The sequence below is a fragment of the Kineococcus gurbantunggutensis genome, assembly GCF_050871925.1.
Classification (GTDB): Bacteria; Actinomycetota; Actinomycetes; order Actinomycetales; family Kineococcaceae; genus Kineococcus.
In genome coordinates, this window is sequence record NZ_JBJLSG010000255.1 from 1 (window position 1) to 4,623 (window position 4,623).

Annotated in this window: 5 protein-coding genes and 1 riboswitch; of the genes, 4 read left to right on the forward strand and 1 reads right to left on the reverse strand. The window is 78.8% G+C overall.

The features are described 5' to 3' along the window. Positions 1–151 precede the first annotated feature (151 nt). Positions 152–811 (reverse strand): thiamine phosphate synthase, encoded by a 660-nt coding sequence (gene thiE, locus ACRYR7_RS24445; RefSeq protein WP_432574918.1) that lies wholly within the window; start codon positions 809–811, stop codon positions 152–154. 45 nt (positions 812–856) lie between these two features. Next, a riboswitch (TPP riboswitch) is annotated at positions 857–966 on the forward strand. Between thiE and thiO the strand changes: the two genes are divergently transcribed. From thiO to moeB, 4 genes are all read left to right on the forward strand, one after another. Continuing rightward, positions 951–2,093, forward strand: coding sequence for a glycine oxidase ThiO (gene thiO / locus ACRYR7_RS24450; protein WP_432574920.1), 1,143 nt, complete (start codon positions 951–953; stop codon positions 2,091–2,093). Its footprint overlaps the riboswitch before it by 16 nt. Before the next feature lie 113 nt (positions 2,094–2,206). Further along, positions 2,207–2,404, forward strand: coding sequence for a sulfur carrier protein ThiS (gene thiS / locus ACRYR7_RS24455; protein ID WP_432574922.1), 198 nt, complete (start codon positions 2,207–2,209; stop codon positions 2,402–2,404). Further along, on the forward strand, positions 2,401–3,288 hold the full coding sequence (locus tag ACRYR7_RS24460; RefSeq protein ID WP_432574924.1) for a thiazole synthase: 888 nt from the start codon (positions 2,401–2,403) through the stop codon (positions 3,286–3,288). The genes thiS and ACRYR7_RS24460 overlap by 4 nt, the downstream gene beginning before the upstream one ends. Continuing rightward, the gene (moeB, locus tag ACRYR7_RS24465) at positions 3,285–4,424 is read left to right on the forward strand and encodes a molybdopterin-synthase adenylyltransferase MoeB (protein WP_432574925.1); all 1,140 of its coding nucleotides are present in this window, start codon (positions 3,285–3,287) and stop codon (positions 4,422–4,424) included. The genes ACRYR7_RS24460 and moeB overlap by 4 nt, the downstream gene beginning before the upstream one ends. The last annotated feature ends 199 nt before the right edge of the window (positions 4,425–4,623 follow it).

Here is a 4,623-nt window from a genome sequence, read left to right on the forward strand (position 1 = left end):
ACGTACGTAGTGGGTTCCACACCCCGCTTGCCCCCCCGCCGCCCCCCGGGAGCCCCCCGCGCCGCCCGGCCCCCCCCCCCCCCCCCACCCCCCCCCGCCCCCCGCCGGGGCCGCGCCGGGCGGGTCGGGCGGTGCGGGCGCGGCGGGCGGGTCAGGCCGGTGGTGCGGGCAGGCGGGCCAGCAGCGCGGCGGTGGCGGCGGCCGGGTCGTCGGCCTCCGTGATCGCACGCACGACCACGACCCGCCGCGCACCCGCCGCGACGACCTCGTCCACGGTGGACAGGTCGACCCCGCCGATCGCGAACCACGGGGTGGCGCCCGCGCCGGCGGCGGCGTGGCGCACCAGCTCCAGCCCGGTGGCGGCGCGGCCGGGTTTCGTGGGGGTGGCCCAGGTGGGCCCCACGCACGCGTAGTCGACGTCCGGGTCGGCCGCGGCGGCGTCGAACTGCGCGGGGGAGTGCGTGGAGCGGCCGATCAGCGCGCCGGGGCCGACCAGGCGCCGCGCCGCGGCCGGCGGCAGGTCCCGCTGGCCCACGTGCAGCACGTCGGCGCCGGCGACGGCGGCCACGTCGGCGCGGTCGTTGACGGCCAGCAGGCGGCCGTGGCGGCGCGCGGCCGCGGCGAACACCTCCAGCAGCTCCAGCTCCTCGGCCGCCTCCAGGTGCTTCTCGCGCAGCTGCACGACGTCGACGCCGGCGGCCAGGACCGCGTCGAGGAACTGCTCCAGGTCGCCCTCGCGGCGGCGGGCGCCGGTGCACAGGTACAGGCGCGCGGAGCGCAGCGCCTCGCGGGGATCGGTGGGGGTCGGCACGCGGGCGAGTGTGCCAGGCGCGGGCCCGCGGGCACGGGGGTATGGTGGCCGCACCACGGGAGCCCGGGATCGCGGGCTGAGAGGGCGAGCGCACTCGCCGACCGTCGAACCTGCTCCGGGTCGTGCCGGCGAAGGGAGCGTGCTGGTGGTTCCGTGCGACGTCGTCGTGATCGGCGGCGGCATCGTGGGCACGTCGTGCGCGTGGCGGCTGGCCGAGCGCGGCCACCGCGTCGTGCTCGTCGACCCCGACCCCGGCGGGGGTTCCTCCCGCGCGGCGGCCGGGATGCTGGCGCCGGTCAGCGAGCTGCACCACGGCGAGGAGGACCTGCTGGCGCTGTGCCTGCTGGCCGCCTCGGGTTTCGCCGAGCACGCCCGGCGGGTCTCCGCCGCCGGTGACGCGCCCACCGGGTACCGCGGCTGCGGCACCCTCGTCGTCGCCCTGGACGCCGGGGACCGCGCGCGCCTGGCGGACGTGCGCCGGGCGCAGGAGCGCCTCGGGCTGGACGTGCAGGCCCTCACCGGCCGGGAGTGCCGGCGGCTGGAACCCCTGCTGGACCCGGCGGTCTCCGGCGGGACGCTGGCGCGCGGCGACCACCAGGTGGACCCGCGCCGGCTGCTGCGGGCGCTGCGCGCGGCGGCCGGCCGGTGCGGGGTGGACTTCGTGCCCGCGCGCGGCGAGGTGCTCGTCGAGGGCGGGCGCGCGGCGGGCGTGCGGTTCGCGGACGGTTCCGCGGTGCGCGCGGACCTGGTGGTGCTGGCCACCGGGGCGCGCGCGCAGCAGCACGCGCCGGTGCGCCCGGTGAAGGGGCAGGTGGCGCGGCTGCGGATGCCCGAGGGCGGGCACGTGCTGCAGCGCACGGTGCGCGCCGTGGTGCGCGACCGCGACGTCTACCTGGTGCCGCGCGAGGACGGCGAGCTGGTCGTGGGCGCCACCACCGAGGACCGCGGTTTCGACGAGACCGTGACCGCCGGCGCGGTGCACGACCTGCTGCGCGACGCGCAGGCCGTGGTGCCGGGGGTCGCGGAGCTGGAGCTGGTGGAGGTGCTGGCCCGCTCCCGGCCGGGTTCCCCGGACAACCTGCCGCTCATCGGGTTCGGCGAGGTGCCGGGCCTGCTGCTGGCGGTGGGGCACCACCGCAACGGGGTGCTGCTGTCGGGGGTGACGGCCGACGCCGTGGCGGCGCTGGCCGCCGGGGAGGACGTCCCGCCGGAGGTCGCGGCCTGCGACCCGGTCAGGTTCGGGTCGCGCTCGGCGGCCCGCGAGGAGGTGCTGGTGCCGTGAGCGACGGAACTGCTGGAACTGCTGGAACTGCCGGAACTGCCAGAGGTGTCGGGACTGCCGGGGGTGTCGGGACTGCCGGGGCTGCCGGGGGTGCCGGCGCCGTGGAGGTGCTGGTGAACTCGCAGCCCCTGCGGGTCCCGGTCGGCTCCAGCGTCGCCGACGTCGTGGCGCTGTTCGCGCCCGGCGCGGCGGACGGGCGCGGCACGGCCGTCGCGGTCGGCGACGACGTCGTGCCCGCCGGGTGCTGGGCGGACACGCCCGTCGCCGCCGGGGACCGCCTCGAGGTGCTGGGGGCGGTGGCGGGAGGATGAGCGCCGTGGAGACGACGGGGTTGCCGCGCAGCGGGCCGGGGACCGTGGAGGGGACGGTCCCGGACCCGCTGGTGATCGCCGGGCGGCAGTTCCGCTCCCGGCTGATCACCGGCACCGGCGGGGCGGCGAACCACGACGTCCTGGAGCGCGCGCTGCGCGCCTCGGGCACCGAGCTGACGACGGTGGCGCTGCGGCGCGTGGACCCGGCCGCGCGCGGCTCGCTGCTCGACGTGCTGGACCGGGTGGGCGTGCAGGTCCTGCCGAACACCGCCGGGTGCCGCACCGCCCGCGAGGCGCTGCTCACCGCCCGCCTGGGCCGCGAGGCGCTGGGCACCGACTGGGTGAAGCTGGAGGTCGTCGCCGACGAGGAGACCCTGCTGCCGGACGCGGTGGAGCTCCTCGACGCCGCCGAGCAGCTCGTCGACGACGGTTTCACCGTCCTGGCCTACACCAACGACGACCCCGCGCTGGCGCTGCGGCTCGAGCGCGCCGGGTGCGCGGCGGTGATGCCGCTGGGCGCCCCCATCGGCACCGGCCTGGGGATCCTCAACCCGCACAGCATCGCCCTCATCGCCGAGCGCGCCTCGGTGCCCGTCGTCCTGGACGCCGGCATCGGCACCGCCTCCGACGCGGCGCGCGCGATGGAGCTGGGCTGCGACGCGGTGCTGCTGGCCACCGCCGTCACCCGGGCGCAGGACCCCGAGCTGATGGGGTCCGCGATGCGGCACGCCGTCCTCGCCGGCCGCGCCGCCCGCCGCGCCGGGCGCATCCCGCAGCGCGCCCTGGCGCAGGCGTCCTCCACCTGGGAGGGCCTGGCGGAGTTCGGCGGCACCGGCGCGGAGAGCGCAGGGGCGGGGAGCACCGGCGCGGGGGGCACCGCGTGAGCGGGTCGCTGCCGCCGCTGGTGGAACCCGCGGCCGAGCTGACCGCGCAGGAGGCGCGCCGCTACGCGCGCCAGCTCCTGCTGCCGGGCATCGGCGAGGTCGGCCAGCGGCGCCTGAAGGCCGCGCGGGTCCTCGTCGTCGGCGCCGGCGGCCTGGGGTCCCCGGCGCTGCTGTACCTGGCCGCCGCCGGGGTCGGCACCCTCGGCGTCGTCGACGACGACGTCGTGGCCGAGTCGAACCTGCACCGCCAGGTCGTGCACGGAACTCCCGACGTGGGCCGGGCGAAGGTGGACAGCGCCGCCGACGCCGTGGCGCGCGCGAACCCCCTCGTGCGCGTCGTCAAGCACGGCGAGCGCCTGACCGCCGACAACGCCGAGGGGATCGTCGCCGGCTACGACCTCGTCGTGGACGGCTCGGACAACTTCGGCACCCGCTACCTCGTCAACGACGCGTGCGTGCTCACCGGCACCCCGTGGGTGTGGGGGGCGGTGCTGCGCTTCGACGGGCAGGTCGCGGTGTTCTGGGACGGGCACGGGCCCACCTACCGCGACCTGTTCCCCGCCCCGCCGGCACCGGGCACCGTGCCCTCCTGCGGGGAGGCCGGCGTGCTGGGCGCGGTGTGCGCGGCGGTGGGCGCGGCGATGGTCACCGAGGCCGTCAAGCTCGTCACCGGCGCGGGCACCAGCCTGCTGGGCCGCGTCCTCGTGCACGACGCGCTGGCGATGACGTGGCGCCCGCTGCGCCTGGCGCCGGACCCGCGCCGCGCCCCCGTCACCGCTCTCAAACCCGTCGAGGGCGCCGAGGACCGCGAACCCTCCGACGACCTGCCGGAGGTGGACGCCGCGGAACTGGCCCGCCGGCTGCGCGAGCGGGCTGCGGGCGGTGCGGGTTTCGTGCTCGTGGACGTGCGCGAACCCGACGAGCACGCCGCGCACGCGATCCCCGGTTCCGTCCCGGTGCCGCTGGCGGACGTGCTCGCCGACCCCGGCCGCTTCGACCCGGCGCAGCCGCTGGTGCTGCACTGCGCGGGCGGCACCCGTTCCGCACGGGCGCTGCGCGCCGTCCTCGCCGCCGGGCACCCCGACGCCGCGCACCTGCGCGGCGGCGTCACCGCCTGGGACGCCCTGGGCACCTGACCCCCGGGAAACCCCCGGAACCCGGGAACCCAGCACGACCCGCACGAACCGCACGAACCCGAAACCCCTGCGAACCCGCAGGACCCCCGTCCCGAACCCCCTCCCCCCACCCCACCCCTCCTCCTCCCGCGGGGGGGTTGGGGGTGGGGGGGGGGCTGGTGGGGGGGGGGGGGGGGGGGGGGGGGGGGGGGGGGGGGGG

Excerpts from the sequence above, each read along its gene's own strand:
- ACRYR7_RS24460 (WP_432574924.1), top strand. The coding sequence starts at position 2,401 with ATGAGCGCCGTGGAGACGACGGGGTTGCCGCGCAGCGGGCCGGGGACC.